Origin of the sequence: Streptomyces sp. SudanB25_2051 (genome assembly GCF_964272635.1) — a bacterium.
In the GTDB taxonomy this organism is placed as follows: domain Bacteria; phylum Actinomycetota; class Actinomycetes; order Streptomycetales; family Streptomycetaceae; genus Streptomyces.
Genome location: NZ_OZ186787.1, coordinates 1549344 through 1564667 on the forward strand (window position 1 = coordinate 1549344; position 15324 = coordinate 1564667).

Consider the following 15324-nt stretch of genomic DNA (forward strand, 5'->3'; position numbering starts at 1 on the left):
CACCGGCGAACCGGTCATGTACAGGGCGACGGGCGGGTCCCGCGGGGCTCGTAGACTCGGGGCGTGGATACGACCCTTCACGACCCGCTCGTCGGCCGGCTGCTCGACGGCCGCTACCGCGTCGACGCGCGCGTCGCCGTCGGCGGCATGGCCACGGTCTACCGGGCGGTCGACACCCGCCTGGACCGCGACCTCGCCCTGAAGGTGATGCACCCGTCGCTGGCGACCGACGCGTCCTTCGTGGAGCGGTTCATCCGCGAGGCCAAGTCCGTGGCGCGGCTGTCGCACCCCAATGTGGTCGGCGTCTTCGACCAGGGCGCGGACGGGCCGTATGTGTATCTGGCGATGGAGTACGTCGCCGGGTGCACCCTGCGCGATGTGCTGCGCGAGCGCGGGGCGCTGTCCCCGCGCGCCGCGCTCGACGTGCTGGAGCCGGTGCTGGCGGCGCTGGGGGCGGCGCACCGGGCCGGGTTCGTCCACCGGGACATGAAGCCGGAGAACGTGCTGATCGGCGACGACGGCCGGGTCAAGGTCGCCGACTTCGGGCTGGTCCGCGCGGTCGGCACGGCCACCAACACGACCGGCTCGGTGCTCGGCACGGTGTCGTACCTGGCGCCCGAGCAGATCGAGCACGGCACCGCCGACACCCGCACCGACGTGTACGCGTGCGGGGTCGTCCTGTACGAGATGCTGACCGGCGGCAAGCCGCACGGCGGTGACACGCCCGCCCAGGTCCTCTACCAGCACCTGAACAACGACGTCCCGGCCCCCTCGGCCGCCGTCCCCGGCCTGGCTCCCGAGCTGGACGCCCTGGTGGCCGTCGCCACGGCGCGGGAGGCCGACGCCCGCCCGCACGACGCCGTGGCGCTGCTGTCCCGCACCCGCGCCACGCGGGCCGCCCTGGACGCCGGCCAGCTGGACCTGGTGCCGCCGGGCGCCCGGGGCGAGGCCCGTACAACCGCGTCGGCGCCCGAGGCGGAGGCCGCCGGGCCGGACGACGTGACGAGCGTCATCGCCCGCCCGGTGGCCGCCACGCCCGCGGGCGACGCCGACGACGTCCAGCACACGAGCCGGCTGGAGCTTCCGCCCGAGTCGGGTACGCGCCCGCAGCCCCGCCCCGAGCCGCCCGCGGGTCCCGCGGGGCCGCCCGGTCGCCGTGGCGCCCTGGCCCTGGCCTCCGGTCCGCGCCGGGGCCTGGTCGCGGTCCTCGCGGCCGTGCTGCTGGTCCTGGGCGTCGGCGCCGGGGTCTGGTACATCAATTCCGGCCAGTTCACCCGCGTCCCCACCACGGGCGTGCTCGGCAAGAGCCGCGCGGAGGCGGAGCGGCGGCTCACGGACGAGGGCCTGGAGGTCGGCTCGACGCGCGAGGAGTTCAGCGGCGCGTACGAGCGGGGCACGGTCATGGGCACCGACCCGGCGCCCGGCGAGCGCATCCGGGGCAACGGCTCGGTGGACCTCGTCATCTCGCGCGGCCCGAAGATCGTGAAGGTGCCCGAGCTGAAGGGCGTGCCGCTGGGCACCGCGAAGGAGCGGCTGCGGAAGGCGGGCCTCGCGGCCGGGGTCGTCACGGAGGAGTTCGACACCGAGGTGGCGAAGGGCTCGGTCGTCAGCAGCGACCCGCCGGCCGGTACGGAGCGCTCGCCGGACGCGGCCGTGGCGCTGGTCGTCAGCAAGGGCGCCCCCGTCGAGGTGCCGGGCACGGTCGGCCGGCCGCTGGCCGAGGCCCGTGACGCGCTGACGGACGCCGGGCTGACCGTGGAGGTCGCCGAGGAGCGGGTCCACTCGCCGCACCCGGCCGGTTCGGTCGCCGCGCAGTCGGTCCCGGCGGGCGCCCGCGCGGCCGGGGGCGACACCGTGACGCTGACGCTCTCCAAGGGCCCGCGCATGGTCGCCGTGCCCGACGTCACCGGGAAGAACGTCGACGACGCCACGCGCGAGCTGGAGGCGGCGGGCTTCGCGGTGAAGGTCGAGAAGACGTTCCCGTACCTCGGGGACACCGTCAGCGGCCAGTCCGTACCCGGCGGCGACACGGCGCCCGAGGGCGCCGCGATCACCATCAAGATCAAGGGAATCTAGTCGCATCATGCTCCCCCCAGCCTCCGCTCCCGCTCCCGCCGGGGGGACGCTCCGCCCCGTCGGCGCCCACGTCCCGGTCGCCGGCGGCCTGGCCAGGACCGGTCTCGCGTTCGCGCGGGAGATCGGCGCCGAGACCGTCCAGGTCTTCGTCGCCAATCCGCGCGGCTGGGCCACCCCCGTCGGCAACCCGGCCCAGGACGAACTGTTCCGCGAGGCCTGCGCCGCCGAGGGCATCCCCGCGTACGTCCACGCCCCCTACCTGATCAACTTCGGCTCGCACACGGAGGCCACCGCCGAGCGGTCCGTCGAGTCGCTGCGGCACTCGCTGCGCCGGGCCCGCGCGATCGGCGCGCTCGGCGTGGTCGTCCACACCGGCTCGGCGACCGGCGGGCGGTCGCGCGAGACGGCGCTCGCGCAGGTGCGCGAGCGGATGCTGCCGCTGCTGGACGAGCTGACGCACGACGACGACCCGTTCCTGCTGCTGGAGTCGACGGCCGGGCAGGGCTCGTCACTGTGCTCCCGCACCTGGGACTTCGGGCCGTACTTCGAGGCGCTGGACGCCCATCCGAAGCTGGGCGTCTGCCTGGACACCTGCCACATCTTCGCGGCCGGCCACGACCTGGCCGAGGCGGACGGGGTGGGCAAGACGCTGGACCTGCTGGTGGAGACGGTCGGCGAGGGGCGGCTGAAGCTGATCCACGCCAACGACTCCAAGGACGTGGCCGGGGCCCACAAGGACCGGCACGCCAACATCGGGGCCGGCCACATCGGCGAGGAGCCGTTCCGGGAGCTGCTGCGCCACCCGGCGACCGAGGGCGTGCCGCTGGTCATCGAGACGCCCGGCGGCAAGGACAGGCACGCCGAGGACGTGGCCCGGCTGAAGTCGCTGCGGGAGCCGTCGTGACGCGGCGGCCCTGACGCTTGAGGAATACCCCAGGGGGGTATACGGTTCCCGTCATCAGGACAGGAACCGCTTCTCGGCATGGGGGCATGTCATGGACCGCAGCGCACACGAGCACGGGCACCACGCCGGCCGCGCGCCGGAGACCGGCCACCCGGCACACCAGCCCCACGACCACCACGACCACCACGACCAGGACCGCCGGCAGGCGCCGGACCACCCGGGCCACGACCACCACGGCCACCGGCACGCCGGAGGTCCGGTCGGCTGGGCGATGGCGGCGAAGGCCACCCTCCACTGCCTCACCGGCTGCGCCATCGGCGAGGTCCTGGGCATGGTCATCGGCACCGCCCTCGGCTGGGGCAACGCGCCGACGATGGCCCTGGCGATCGTGCTGGCGTTCTTCTTCGGCTACTCGCTGACCCTCTGGGCCGTCGTACGGGCCGGGGTGGGCCTGCGGGCGGCCATCGGCGTGGCGCTCGCCGCCGACACGCTGTCGATCACGGTGATGGAGGCCGTCGACAACGGCGTGCTGCTGCTGGTGCCGGGGGCGATGGACGCGCACCTGTCGGACGCGCTGTTCTGGGGCGCCCTGGCCTTCGCGTTCGCCGTCGCGTTCGTCGTGACGACACCGGTCAACAAGTGGATGATCGGCCGCGGCAAGGGCCACGCGGTGGTCCACCGGTACCACGGCTGACGGCGGCCGTCCCGCCGCTCGTACCGGGAGTCAGAGCTCCGGGCCGTCGCCCGGCTCCTCCTGGTACGAGTAGCGCTGCTCCGCCCACGGGTCGCCGATGTTGTGGTAGCCGCGCTCCTCCCAGAAGCCGCGGCGGTCGGCGGTCATGTACTCGACGCCGCGGACCCACTTGGGGCCCTTCCAGGCGTACAGGTGGGGGACGATCAGCCGGAGCGGGAAGCCGTGCTCGGCGGTGAGCAGCTCGCCGTCCTTGTGGGTGGCGAAGATCGAACGCTCGGAGGCGAAGTCCGAGAGCCGCATGTTGGCGCTGAAGCCGTACTCGGCCCACACCATCACATGGGTGACATCCGGGGACGGGGGCGCCAGTTCCAGCACCGTGCGCGCGGGGACACCCCCCCATTCGGCCCCGACCATGCTGAACTTCGTGACGCAGTGCAGATCGGCGACGACGGTCGAGAACGGGAGCGCGGTGAACTCCTCGTGGCTCCAGCAGTGCTTGCCGCCGTCCGCCGTGGCGCCGAAGACCCGGAACTCCCAGCGCTCGGGCCGGAACTTGGGGACGGGCCCGTAGTGGGTGACCGGCCAGCCGCGCTGCAGACGCTGCCCCGGTGGAAGCGTGGACTCCCTTGCTGCCCGGTGTTCCGCGCTCTCCGGCTGACCCATGGGTCAATGGTGACAGACCGGGAGGGGTGGTCACGACCGGGGCCGGGATCGAATCGGGCAAGTCCTACTAAGCCTTGACTTACTGGACGGCCCTGCGTCGTGGTGCGAGGATGCGCGCATCCCGCCCCTTCAGTCACGTGGAAGGAGCCTCTGCGATGCAGGGCGACCCCGAGGTCATCGAGTTCCTCAACGAGCAGCTGACCGCCGAACTGACCGCGATCAATCAGTACTTCCTGCACGCCAAGATGCAGGAGAACAACGGGTGGACGAAGCTCGCGAAGTACACCCGCGCGGAGTCCTTCGACGAGATGAAGCACGCCGAGGTGCTCACCGACCGGATTCTGTTCCTGGAGGGCCTGCCGAACTACCAGCGGCTGTTCCACGTCCGGATCGGCCAGACGGTGACGGAGATGTTCCAGGCGGACCGCGAGGTCGAGGTCGAGGCGATCGACCGGCTGCGGCGCGGCATCGAGGTGATGCGCAACAAGGGCGACATCACGTCGGCCAACATCTTCGAGTCGATCCTCGCGGACGAGGAGCACCACATCGACTATCTGGACACCCAGCTCGAGCTGGTGCAGAAGCTCGGCGAGTCGCTGTACCTGGCGACGCTCGTGGAGCAGCCGGAGAGCTGAGGCCCCCGGCCGGGGCCGTGCGGCTACGCGGCTTCCGACAGCTCGGACAGGGCCGGCTCGCCCTGCTCCAGCAGCTCGCGGCGGGGGCAGGCGCCCCGGCCGAGAATGGCCTGGATGCGACGCACGCACGAGCCGCAGTCGGTGCCGGCCTTGCAGGCCGACGCTATCTGGCGCGGGGTGCAGGCACCGGCGTCCGCGTGTTCCTTGACCTGCTTCTCGGTGATACCGAAGCACGAGCAGACGTACACGCGGGTCACCTCCCTGCAGGTCTTGGGCCTACGCCCCCCGCTTGGTCGGTGAGGCTAACCTAACCTTACCCATAGGGCGCGGTGCGGAAAAGCCCACAGCGGCCATGGGAATGACGGTGGGGCGCGGATCACACGGATCCGCGCCCCACGTCATTCCTCAAGCCGATTTCCAGCCAAGATCAACCCACGATCGGCCGGTCCCCGGATCACTGGGACCTGTACATCTCCGCCACCAGGAACGCCAGGTCCAGCGACTGGCTGCGGTTGAGCCGCGGGTCGCAGGCCGTCTCGTACCGCTGGTGCAGGTCGTCCACGAAGATCTCGTCGCCGCCGCCCACGCACTCGGTGACGTCGTCGCCGGTCAGCTCCACGTGGATGCCGCCGGGGTGGGTGCCGAGCGCCTTGTGGACCTCGAAGAAGCCCTTGACCTCGTCCAGCACGTCGTCGAAGCGGCGCGTCTTGTGGCCGGAGGCGGCCTCGAAGGTGTTGCCGTGCATCGGGTCGGTGACCCAGGCGACGGTCGCGCCCGAGGCGGTGACCTTCTCGACCAGCTCGGGGAGCTTGTCGCGGACCTTGTCGGCGCCCATGCGGACGATGAAGGTCAGCCGGCCCGGCTCGCGCTCGGGGTCGAGGCGGTCGATGTAGGTGAGCGCCTCGTCCACCGTCGTGGTGGGGCCGAGCTTGATCCCGATCGGGTTGCGGATCTTGGACGCGAACTCGATGTGGGCGTGGTCCAGCTGCCGGGTCCGCTCGCCGATCCACACCATGTGGCCCGACGTGTCGTACAGCTCGCCGGTGCGGGAGTCGACGCGGGTGAGCGCCGTCTCGTAGTCGAGGAGCAGCGCCTCGTGGGAGGCGAAGAACTCGACCGTGCGGAACTCGGCCGGGTCCGTGCCGCACGCCTTCATGAAGTTGAGGGCGTTGTCGATCTCGCGGGCGAGCTGCTCGTAGCGCTGGCCGGACGGGGACGACTTCACGAAGTCCTGGTTCCAGGCGTGCACCTGGCGCAGGTCGGCGTAGCCGCCGGTGGTGAAGGCGCGGACCAGGTTCAGCGTCGAGGCGGACGCCTGGTACATCCGCTTGAGGCGCTCCGGGTCGGGGACGCGGGCCTCCTCGGTGAACTCGAAGCCGTTGACGGAGTCGCCGCGGTAGGTCGGCAGGGTCACCCCGTCGCGGGTCTCGGTGGGCTTGGAGCGCGGCTTCGAGTACTGGCCGGCGATCCGCCCCACCTTCACGACGGGCACGGAGGCGGCGTACGTCAGCACGGCGCCCATCTGGAGGAGGGTCTTCAGCTTGGCCCGGATGTCCTCGGCGCCGACGGCGTCGAAGGACTCCGCGCAGTCGCCGCCCTGGAGGAGGAACGCCTCACCCCGGGCGACGGCTCCCATGCGGGCGCGCAGCTGGTCGCACTCGCCGGCGAAGACGAGCGGCGGATACGACTCGAGGTCGGCGATCACATCGCGCAGAGCCTCGGCATCCGGGTACTCGGGCTGCTGCGCCGCGGGCAGGTCTCGCCAGGTCGCCTTGGCGGCGACGGCGTGGGTGTCAGCGTTCACGGTCACCTCGACAACATTACGCGCTCGGGACAGAAGGCCACGTACACGATCAGAAAGTGAGACGGCGGTCTCCCATGCCGGTGCGGGGCGCCTCCGGCCGCGCCCCGGCGGTCCCGCCCGAACCTCAGTTTGATAGCGTCACGCGCTCTTGAGGCTTGAACTACTTGCCCAGCAGAGAACTTCACACAGGGGTGGGACTTGAGCGCTGGACACCGCAGAGACCGCAAGAAGAGAAAGCTCCTGATCTACGGCATAGCCTCGGCGGTCGTCGCCGCGACGACCGCCGGCCTCGCCGTGGCGTCCCCGGACCTCCTCGGGTCCTCCGACGCGAAGGCCGTGCCGCCGTCCGCCGAGCTCCAGACGGAGTTCGAGGAGGCGGCCCGCGAGTTCGACGTCCCGAAGAGCGTCCTGATGGCGGTCTCGTACCGGCAGACGCGCTGGGAGAGCCACGACGGGCTGCCCAGCACCACCGGCGCGTACAACGTCATGGGGCTGACGCAGGTCGACCCGGAGGACCTGGAGGACGGGCACGCCGGCGAGGACGACGACCACCGCCTGGCCCACATGAACCGCAGCGGCGACCCGAACGTCGAGAAGCACTTCGACGCGGAGAAGGCGCTGAAGTCCGTCCGGAAGAAGCCGGTCGACACGAGCGACCCGCGGCTGCACACGCTGGACGAGGCCGCCGAGCTGATCGACGCCTCCCCCGACGCGGTGCGCGAGGACCCGGCGCAGAGCATCCGGGCGGGCGCGGCGCTCCTGGCCGAGTACCAGCGGCAGGCCACCGGCTCGCTGCCCGACGACCCGGGCAAGTGGTACCCGGCCGTCGCCCGCTACAGCCAGGCGCCCGACCGCAAGGGCGCCCAGCTGTTCGCCAAGCGCGTCTTCGAGTCGATCAGGACCGGCGAGCGGCGGACCACCGGCGACGGCCAGCACGTGTCGCTGCCGGCGGACCCGTCCGTGACGCCGGTCCAGTCGAAGGTCCCGCTGGCGATGACCTCGGCCGGCACGACGGCGGTCCCCACGCCGGACTGCCCGACCGGTCTGAACTGCGACTTCCGCCCGGCCGCGTACAAGCAGAACAGCGGACCGGACGACTGGGGCAACTACAACATCGCCAACCGCCCCGAGGGCGGCCACGACATCCGCTACATCGCCATCCACGACACGGAGGGCAGCTACGACGGTTCGCTGGCGGTCTTCCAGAACTCGAACACCTACGCCAGCGCCCACTACATGGTCCGCGCCTCCGACGGTCTGGTCACCCAGATGGTGGAGAACAAGAACGAGGCGTGGCACGCGGGCAACAAGACCCTCAACATGCACTCGATCGGCATCGAGCACGAGGGCTACGCCATCAAGGCGGGCAGCTGGTACACCGAGCCGCAGTACGAGTCGTCCGCGGCGCTGGTGAAGCACCTCGCGGCGAAGTACGGCATCCCGCTCGACCGCGAGCACATCATCGGCCACGACGAGATTCCGGGCGTCCTGGACACCAAGGTCCGCGCCCAGCACTGGGACCCGGGCCCGTTCTGGGACTGGAACCACTACATGTCGCTGATGGGCGCCCCCACGGGGGCCGGCGGCGCGGGCGGCCTGCTCAAGGCCGGGCAGCTCGTCCGCTTCGTCCCGCCGTTCACCACGGCGAACCAGCCGAAGCTGACGAACAACGGGGCGGCCGTGCCGACCCAGCCGGCGAACTTCGGCTACCTGTACACGTCCCCGTCCACCTCCTCCCCCACGATCGGCGACCCGTACCTGGGCGCGCAGACCTGGACCGAGGGCTGGAACTGGGGCAACAAGCTCGTCGCGGGCGGCACCTGGGTCGTCGCCGAGGCGCGCAACGACTGGACCGCCATCTGGTACGGCGGCCAGAAGGCGTGGTTCCACAACCCGGGCGGCCAGTTCACCGCGCCCGTGGGCACCGGGACCGTGGTGCGGGCGAAGGCCGGCGCGACCGTCAAGGTGTACGGGCGCAGCTACCCGGACGACGCGGCCTACACCGGCACGGGCGTGCCGCTGCAGGACCAGAACGGCGCGCACCTGACGAAGTACTCCCTCCCGGCCGGGCAGACGTACACGCTCGCCGGTGACGCCGTGCCGGGCACGTACTACTACGGCGGCACGATCGACGGGACGGGCACCGGCTCGCGGACCCTGGTCCAGGGCGGCAACCTCTTCTACCCGATCCGCTACAACCACCGCTTCGCGTGGGTCAGCGCGGCCGACGTGGAGAAGGTCGCCAGCACCGCACCCGACCCGGGCACGAACCGCTACAACACCCTGGCCCGCGACACCTCGGGCGTGCTGTGGCAGTACCAGGGCACGGGCAGCGCGACCGCGCCGTTCTTCACCCGCTACCGGGTGGGCAGCGGCTGGGGCGCGTACAACATGATCACGTCGATGACGGCGCTGCGCGCGGACGGCACGGGCGACGCGGTGGCCCGCGACGGCTCCGGCGGTCTGTGGTACTACCAGGGCAGCGGCAACCCGTCGGCCCCGTTCAAGGCCCGGCTGTACGTCGGCAAGGGCTGGCAGATCTACAACCTGATGAGCGGCGCCCGGGACCTCTCCGGCGACGGCATCGCGGACCTGGTGGCCCGCGACGGCTCCGGCTACCTGTGGTTCTACGCGGGCACCGGCAACCCGGCGGCCCCGTTCAAGGCGCGCACGTCGATCGGCCGGGGCTGGCAGGTCTACCCCGTGATGACCGACACCGGTGACATCACCGGCGACGGCAGGCCCGACATGATCGCCCGCGACACCTCCGGTGTGATGTGGCTGTACAAGGGCACGGGCAGCGCGACCGCGCCGTTCGCCGCCCGTACGACGATCGGCAAGGGCTGGCAGGTCTACAACATGCTGCTCGGCCCGAGCGACCTGGACCGGGACGGACGCCCGGACCTGATCGCCCGCGACACCAACGGGCAGATGTGGTTCTACAAGGGCAGCGGCAGCGCCACCTCGCCGTTCGCCGCCCGCACGTCCGTCGGCACGGGCTGGCAGGTCTACAACCTGTTCGTCTGATCCCGCTCCCCGCTCCCCGCTTCCGGCGGGGAGCCCCGTCCGCCCGCGGCGCGCGGCCGTCCCGTCTGACGGAACGGACCGCCGCGCCGCGGGCGGATGCGCTAGGGTCGGCTTCGTGTTCGCGCCGACGACCCGGAACTGGTGGTGGACCGCTCAACCGGCGGCCCGCTGACCGACACGCGCGCACACGACGCGAAGGCCGCCCGAGGGGCGGCCTTCTCCCGTTTCCGGCGGGCCGTTCCTCTCCACCACGGAAGGAACCCCACCGATGGACCTGCGATCCCTGCTCGACCCGTCAGGCCCCCCGTTCGCCCTGCTCCGCCGCCGCACCCCCGGCCGCGACCACGACACCGTCGAGGTGCTGACGGGCCCCGTCCACGAGGTGGAGCGCCTCGCCGACCTGCCCGTCGGGCAGCGGCCCGCGCTGGCCCTCGTCCCGTTCCGGCAGCTGCGCGAGCGGGGCTTCGACGTCCGCGACGACGGCACGCCGCTGTCCGTGCTGGTCGCCGACGAGACGTACGAGCTGCCGCTCGCCGAGGCCCTGGACCTGCTGCCCGCCCACGGCGTGGCCGTGGAGGACGGCGGCTTCGACGTCCCCGACGACGCGTACGCGCGGATCGTGCGGCGGGTCGTGGACGACGAGATCGGGCGGGGCGAGGGCGCCAACTTCGTCATCCGCCGCACCTTCCACGGGCGGGTGCCGGGCTTCGGCCGGGCGGACGCGCTCGCGCTGTTCCGGCGGCTGCTGGCCGGGGAGCGGGGCGCGTACTGGACGTTCGTCGTCCACACCGGGGAGCGCACCCTGGTCGGGGCGAGCCCCGAGGTGCATGTGCGGATGTCGGGCGGCACGGTCGTGATGAACCCGATCAGCGGCACGTACCGCTATCCGGCGGGCGGGCCGACGCCCGAGGACCTGCTGGGGTTCCTCGCCAGCCGCAAGGAGACCGACGAGCTGTCGATGGTCGTCGACGAGGAACTGAAGATGATGTGCACCGTCGGCGACATGGGCGGGGTCGTCGTCGGGCCCCGGCTGAAGGAGATGGCCCACCTCGCGCACACCGAGTACGAGCTGCGCGGGCGCTCCACGCTGGACGTGCGGGAGGTGCTGCGGGAGACGATGTTCGCGGCGACGGTCACCGGGTCACCGGTGCAGAACGCCTGCCGGGTCATCGAGCGGCACGAGGAGGGCGGGCGCGGCTACTACGCGGGCGCCCTGGCGCTGCTCGGCACGGACGAGGGCGGGGCGCAGACGCTGGACTCGCCCATCCTGATCCGTACCGCCGACATCGACGCCGACGGCGGGCTGCGGGTGCCGGTCGGCGCGACGCTGGTGCGGCACTCCGACCCGGACGGCGAGGTCGCGGAGACCCACGCCAAGGCGGCGGGCGTCCTGGCGGCGCTCGGGGTCCGGCCGGGGCGTCCGGCGGCGGAGGCGGAGCGGCCGGCGCGGCTGGCGGACGACCCGCGGGTGCGGGCCGCGCTGGACGCGCGGCGCGCGGACCTGGCGCCGTTCTGGCTGCGGATGCGGGAGCGGCCGGCCGGTGGCGGACTGGCCGGGCACGCCCTGGTGGTCGACGCGGAGGACACGTTCACCTCCATGCTGGCCCATCTGCTGCGGTCCCTGGGGCTGGAGGTGACGGTGCGCCGGTTCGACGAGCCGGGGCTGCGGGAGGCCGCGCTGACGCACGCCGGGCCCGTGGTGCTGGGCCCCGGGCCGGGCGATCCGGGCGACGCCCGCGACCCCCGGATGCGGCTGCTGCGGGGGCTCGCCGCGGAGCTGCTGGCCGGGCACCGGCACCCGCTGCTGGGGGTGTGCCTGGGGCACGAGCTGATCGCCGCGGAGCTGGGACTGGGGATCGTACGCAAGCGGGTGCCGCTGCAGGGCGCGCAGGTGGACGTGGAGCTGTTCGGGGCGCGGGAGCGGGTCGGCTTCTACAACAGCTTCACCGCGCGCTGCGACGACGCGGCGGCCGCGCGGCTCGCGGCGCGCGGGGTGGAGGTGAGCCGGGACCCGCTGAGCGGCGAGGTGCACGCGCTGCGCGGCGACGGCTTCGCGGGGGTGCAGTTCCACCCCGAGTCGGTGCTCACGCTGAACGGGTCGGCGATCGTACGGGGGCTGCTGGACCGCCGCGCGGGCGCGGCCCCCTCGGCTCCCCCGTCGGCGGCCTCCCCGGCGGCTGGGCCGGTCGGCGGGTGAGCCGGCACCGGCCCGCGGCGGGGCGTCACGCGCCCGCGGGTCAGCCGGCGGGGCCCTCGTCGGGCTCCTCGGCGGGGACGAGGACGTTGTCGTTGCGGCGGCCCTCCGCGAAGTCGGTGACGTTGCGCAGGGTGGCGGCGACGATCTCGCCGACCGCTTCGGCGGTGTAGTACGCCTGGTGGCTGGTGACCAGCACGTTCGGGAAGGTCATCAGCCTCGCCAGGGTGTCGTCGTCCACGCCCACCAGCGACTTGTCCAGGTGGAACAGCCCGGCCTCCGCCTCGTACACGTCGAGGCCGACACCGGCGAACCGTCCCGCGCGCAGCGCGTCGACGAGGGCGTCGGTGTCGACCAGGCCGCCCCGGCTGGAGTTCACCAGGATCGCGTCGTCCTTCATCGCGGCGAGGGCGGCGGCGTCGAGGAGGTGCCGGGTCTGCGGGGTGAGCGGCACGTGCAGGCTGACCAGGTCGGAGTCGGCGAGCAGTTCGTCCTTCTCCACGTACGTCATGCCGAGCGCCTGGCAGGCCGGGTTCTCGGCGATGTCCCAGCCGAGCAGGCGCATGCCGAAGCCGTGCGCGATCCGGGTGAACGCCTCACCGATCTTGCCGGTGCCGAGGACGCCGACGGTGCGGCCCCGCATGTCGCGGCCGAGGAGCCCGTCGAGGCGGAAGTCGAAGTCGCGGGTGCGGTGGGCGGCGCGGACGATGCGGCGGTTCACCGCCATGGCGAGCGTCCACGCGAACTCGGCGACGGAGTAGGGCGAGTAGTACGAGACGCGGGCCACGGTGATGCCGAGCTCGCGGGCCACGTCGAGGTCGATGTTGTTGAAGCCGGTGGAACGCTGGGCGACGAGCCGGGTGCCGCCGGCGGCGAGGGTGCGCAGGACGCGGGCGCCGAGGTCGGCGTTGACGCTGGTGGAGACGGCTTCGTGGCCGGCGGCCAGGGGGGCGGTGTCCTCGGTGAGGAAGACGTCCAGGCAGTGGAGGTCGTGGTGGCCGGCGAAGGCGCGTTCCAGGAGGGGGCGCTCGTCTGTCTGCACGCCGAAGGCGAGGACGTCCACGGTGCGGGGCCTTCCTGTGGGGCGGTACCCCCGCGAATATACGACCCGCCCCTTCACTTCCCCGGTACCTCGGCCTTGCGCCTCCGGCTGCGCCAGTCATGCGCAGGCGACCCGCGACCCCGCCCCCTGCGGGGCGGCGGCTCCTTGACGGTGCGTTCCCCTGCGGGGCGGCCGGGCCCACCCCGTTGTGGGCTGGGCAGGCGTCCCGCAAGGGCGATGGGGGTGCCTCGTGCTCGAGCGAAGCCGAGCCCTTGGGGAGGGTGGGTACAACGGGGTGCCCCGCCGGGTCAGGGGGTGTCGAGGCCGGATTCTATGGCGTAGCGGACCAGTTCGACGCGGTTGTGCAGCTGCAGCTTCCCCAGCGTGTTCTGCACATGGTTCTGCACCGTCCGGTGCGAGATGACCAGCCGCTCGGCGATCTGCTTGTAGCTGAGGCCCTTGGCCACCAGCCGCAGCACCTCCGTCTCACGCTCCGTCAGCCGCGGCGCGTTGGGCTCGGGGGCGCCCCGGTCGGCCGCGGGCTCAGCGGCCAGGCGGCGGTACTCGCCCAGCACCAGACCGGCCAGCCCCGGCGTGAACACCGCGTCGCCGGCGGCCGTACGCCGTACCGCGTCCAGCAGTTCCGCCGTGCTGGCCGACTTCAGCAGGTACCCGGTGGCACCGGACTTGACGGCCTCCAGGACGTCCGCGTGCTCCCCGCTCGCGGACAGCACCAGCACCCGCACCGGCAGGTCCCCGCCGCCCACCAGCTCCTTGCAGACCTGGACGCCCGGCTTGCCCGGCAGGTTCAGGTCGAGGACGAGCACGTCCGGCGACGTGGCGCGGGCGCGGCGTACGGCCTGGTCGCCGTCGCCCGCCGTGGCCACCACCGCGAACCCGGCCTCGGCCAGGTCGCGGGCCACGGCGTCGCGCCACATCGGGTGGTCGTCCACCACCATCACCTTGATCGGCTGTTCCGTCATCGCTCCGCCTTCCCCCGTGGGACCTTCAACTCGACTTCCGTGCCCTGCCCGGGGACCGAGAGCAGCTCCGCCGTACCGCCCAGGTCCCGCAGCCGGCCGCGGATGGACTGGGCGACGCCGAGCCGGCCCTCGCTCTCCGCCTGGGCGAGACGCCCCTCGGGGATGCCGGGCCCGTCGTCGCGCACGGTCACGACGACCTCGTCCGGCCAGTCCTCGACGAGTATCCACGCCCGGGCTCCGGGCCCCGCGTGCCTGCGGACATTGTCCAGGGCGGCACCGACAGCGGCCGCCAGCTCGGCCGCGGCCGCGCGCGGCAGCAGCACCGGCGCGCCCGGTTCCGCGAACGTCACCCGCGAGCCGGCGTACGGGGCCAGCAGCGTCCGCAGGTCCTGCTCGCCGGGGCCGTCCGGCACGTCCGGCTCGTCGACCAGCCGGACGACCGCGCCCTGGGAGGCGTCGTCGCTCACGTGGGAGGGCCGGTTGAGGCCGCCGGCGACGAGGGTGCGCAGCGCCACCTCCTGCTCCCCCGCCATCCGGCCGAGCTCCGCCGCCTCCCCGCCGAGCGCGGTGCCGCGCCGCTGGACCATGGCCAGCACCTGGAGCACCGAGTCGTGGATGTCCCGCGCGAGACGCTCCCGCTCGCGCGTGGCGGCCTCGATCTCCAGGGCGCGGGCGAGGGTCCGCTCGGAGGCGCGGGCGACCTCGACGACGTAGCCGATCGCGATGGACGCCACCCACACCAGCAGCACGTTGTGGAGCGTGTCGCGGCTCGGCTCGCCGCGCTCCACGATGTTGGCGACGGCGACCAGCGAGGAGGCGAAGCCGGCCCAGCGCCAGCCACCCTTGATGGCGTACGCGAGGACCGCGCCGGCCGTCCAGATGCCGGGCAGCGTCGGCCCGTCCTGCACCTGGGCGTGGTTGTCGGCGAACGGCGTCAGCAGGATGCCGGTGAGCGCGATCGCCAGGTCGACGGCGAGGAACGGTTTGGTGCAGCGGACGGCGCCGGACACCTTCGGCAGGGTCGCCAGCGTCCAGACGCTCATCACGGCGAGGAACGCGGCGCCCGCCCAGGGGCGTTCGAAGTGGCCGCGGTTGGCGAGGAAGAGGAGGTCCGCGTAGACCATCGTGAGGACGCGGTACGCGGTGAGCGCGCGCCACAGCGGCTGCTCCACGGACATGCGGACCACCCGCTCGCGCCTGGCCATCTCCCCCACCCTCCGCGCGGGACGCCGGGGCCCGTCCGAGGGGCGCCGGTCCGCGCGTCGTCCTGCCTGTGCCTGTTGCCGGTTCCCGCGCCGGTGC

The 15324-nt window shown here is 72.9% G+C and carries 13 protein-coding genes; 7 read left to right on the forward strand and 6 right to left on the reverse strand.

The window, feature by feature from the left end:
* The first annotated feature begins 63 nt into the window (after positions 1-63).
* The 3 genes from pknB (at position 64) to ACSUPT_RS06860 (ending at position 3674) form a co-directional block, all read left to right on the forward strand.
* Complete coding sequence (pknB, locus tag ACSUPT_RS06850) at positions 64-2076, forward strand: Stk1 family PASTA domain-containing Ser/Thr kinase (RefSeq protein ID WP_436943708.1); 2013 nt, start codon at positions 64-66, stop codon at positions 2074-2076.
* A gap of 7 nt (positions 2077-2083) precedes the next feature.
* Positions 2084-2980: a deoxyribonuclease IV gene (locus ACSUPT_RS06855; RefSeq protein ID WP_361660553.1), complete on the forward strand. Its 897-nt coding sequence runs from the start codon at positions 2084-2086 to the stop codon at positions 2978-2980.
* Positions 2981-3071: 91 nt separating this feature from the next.
* The gene (locus ACSUPT_RS06860) at positions 3072-3674 is read left to right on the forward strand and encodes a DUF4396 domain-containing protein (protein ID WP_436943710.1); all 603 of its coding nucleotides are present in this window, start codon (positions 3072-3074) and stop codon (positions 3672-3674) included.
* Between the two features lie 30 nt (positions 3675-3704).
* Here ACSUPT_RS06860 and ACSUPT_RS06865 read toward each other — a convergent pair whose 3' ends face one another.
* Positions 3705-4337, reverse strand: coding sequence for a sulfite oxidase-like oxidoreductase (locus ACSUPT_RS06865; RefSeq protein WP_351965591.1), 633 nt, complete (start codon positions 4335-4337; stop codon positions 3705-3707).
* A 155-nt stretch (positions 4338-4492) separates the two neighbouring features.
* Here ACSUPT_RS06865 and bfr point away from each other — a divergent pair, with 155 nt between their 5' ends.
* Complete coding sequence (gene bfr, locus ACSUPT_RS06870) at positions 4493-4972, forward strand: bacterioferritin (protein WP_351965590.1); 480 nt, start codon at positions 4493-4495, stop codon at positions 4970-4972.
* Between the two features lie 23 nt (positions 4973-4995).
* On the opposite strand, the gene ACSUPT_RS06875 is transcribed toward bfr, so the two are convergent.
* A complete protein-coding gene (locus tag ACSUPT_RS06875) occupies positions 4996-5229 on the reverse strand; it encodes a (2Fe-2S)-binding protein (RefSeq protein WP_351965589.1) in 234 nt (77 codons plus the stop codon).
* A 197-nt stretch (positions 5230-5426) separates the two neighbouring features.
* Complete coding sequence (locus ACSUPT_RS06880) at positions 5427-6782, reverse strand: class II 3-deoxy-7-phosphoheptulonate synthase (protein WP_351965588.1); 1356 nt, start codon at positions 6780-6782, stop codon at positions 5427-5429.
* 192 nt (positions 6783-6974) lie between these two features.
* On the opposite strand from ACSUPT_RS06880, the gene ACSUPT_RS06885 reads away from it, so the two are divergent.
* The 3 genes from ACSUPT_RS06885 to ACSUPT_RS06895 all read left to right on the forward strand — a co-directional run bounded on the left by ACSUPT_RS06885 (position 6975) and on the right by ACSUPT_RS06895 (position 12000).
* The gene (locus ACSUPT_RS06885) at positions 6975-9803 is read left to right on the forward strand and encodes an N-acetylmuramoyl-L-alanine amidase (protein ID WP_365727957.1); all 2829 of its coding nucleotides are present in this window, start codon (positions 6975-6977) and stop codon (positions 9801-9803) included.
* A 115-nt stretch (positions 9804-9918) separates the two neighbouring features.
* Positions 9919-9975: a trp operon leader peptide gene (locus ACSUPT_RS06890; protein ID WP_351965644.1), complete on the forward strand. Its 57-nt coding sequence runs from the start codon at positions 9919-9921 to the stop codon at positions 9973-9975.
* Between the two features lie 96 nt (positions 9976-10071).
* Positions 10072-12000, forward strand: coding sequence for an anthranilate synthase family protein (locus tag ACSUPT_RS06895; RefSeq protein WP_436943713.1), 1929 nt, complete (start codon positions 10072-10074; stop codon positions 11998-12000).
* A 40-nt stretch (positions 12001-12040) separates the two neighbouring features.
* On the opposite strand, the gene ACSUPT_RS06900 is transcribed toward ACSUPT_RS06895, so the two are convergent.
* The 3 genes from ACSUPT_RS06900 to macS all read right to left on the reverse strand — a co-directional run bounded on the left by ACSUPT_RS06900 (position 12041) and on the right by macS (position 15227).
* Positions 12041-13060 (reverse strand): 2-hydroxyacid dehydrogenase, encoded by a 1020-nt coding sequence (locus ACSUPT_RS06900; protein ID WP_436943715.1) that lies wholly within the window; start codon positions 13058-13060, stop codon positions 12041-12043.
* A 287-nt stretch (positions 13061-13347) separates the two neighbouring features.
* Positions 13348-14022 (reverse strand): response regulator transcription factor, encoded by a 675-nt coding sequence (locus ACSUPT_RS06905; protein ID WP_351965584.1) that lies wholly within the window; start codon positions 14020-14022, stop codon positions 13348-13350.
* Positions 14019-15227 (reverse strand): MacS family sensor histidine kinase, encoded by a 1209-nt coding sequence (gene macS / locus ACSUPT_RS06910; RefSeq protein ID WP_351965583.1) that lies wholly within the window; start codon positions 15225-15227, stop codon positions 14019-14021. The genes ACSUPT_RS06905 and macS overlap by 4 nt, the downstream gene beginning before the upstream one ends.
* Positions 15228-15324: the final 97 nt, after the last annotated feature.

Excerpts from the sequence above, each read along its gene's own strand:
- ACSUPT_RS06860 (WP_436943710.1), top strand. The coding sequence starts at position 3,072 with ATGGACCGCAGCGCACACGAGCACGGGCACCACGCCGGCCGCGCGCCG.
- ACSUPT_RS06905 (WP_351965584.1), bottom strand. The coding sequence starts at position 14,022 with ATGACGGAACAGCCGATCAAGGTGATGGTGGTGGACGACCACCCGATG.
- ACSUPT_RS06865 (WP_351965591.1), bottom strand. The coding sequence starts at position 4,337 with ATGGGTCAGCCGGAGAGCGCGGAACACCGGGCAGCAAGGGAGTCCACG.
- bfr (WP_351965590.1), top strand. The coding sequence starts at position 4,493 with ATGCAGGGCGACCCCGAGGTCATCGAGTTCCTCAACGAGCAGCTGACC.
- ACSUPT_RS06895 (WP_436943713.1), top strand. The coding sequence starts at position 10,072 with ATGGACCTGCGATCCCTGCTCGACCCGTCAGGCCCCCCGTTCGCCCTG.
- ACSUPT_RS06855 (WP_361660553.1), top strand. The coding sequence starts at position 2,084 with ATGCTCCCCCCAGCCTCCGCTCCCGCTCCCGCCGGGGGGACGCTCCGC.
- macS (WP_351965583.1), bottom strand. The coding sequence starts at position 15,227 with ATGGCCAGGCGCGAGCGGGTGGTCCGCATGTCCGTGGAGCAGCCGCTG.